The sequence below is a fragment of the Pseudomonas khorasanensis genome (assembly GCF_014268505.2).
In the GTDB taxonomy this organism is placed as follows: domain Bacteria; phylum Pseudomonadota; class Gammaproteobacteria; order Pseudomonadales; family Pseudomonadaceae; genus Aquipseudomonas; species Aquipseudomonas khorasanensis.
The window spans coordinates 1-387 of the sequence record NZ_JABWQP020000057.1 but is presented as its reverse complement, the minus strand read 5'-3'; the positions used below and the strand labels follow the sequence as shown (position 1 = coordinate 387).

General features: G+C 64.6%; 1 protein-coding gene. It reads left to right on the top strand.

From position 1 onward, the window contains the following. Positions 1 to 387 (top strand): calcium-binding protein (locus tag HU727_RS25570; protein ID WP_367617024.1); only part of this gene is annotated, 387 nt, incomplete at both ends.

The following is a 387-nucleotide window of genomic DNA, read 5'->3' as shown; positions in this document are numbered from 1 at the left end:
GGCCAACGTCGAAGACGGCGTACTGCTGGGCACCGCCGGCCTGAGCCTGACCGGTAACGCGCAAAACAACACGCTGAGCGGGAACGCCGGCAATAACACCCTGGACGGTGGCGCCGGCATCGACACCCTGATCGGTGGTGCAGGCGATGATGTCTATATTGTCGACACCCGTAGCGACACAGTGATCGAAGCAGCCGGCGAAGGCCGCGACGTCATCCGCTCCTCCGTCAGCTACACCCTCTCGGCCAATGTCGAGGACGGCGTGCTGCTGGGCACCGCCAACCTCAACTTCGGCGGCAACGCCTTGAGCAACATCCTGACTGGCAATGCCGGCAACAACGTCCTCGATGGCCTGGGCGGTACCGACACCCTGATTGGCGGGGCCGG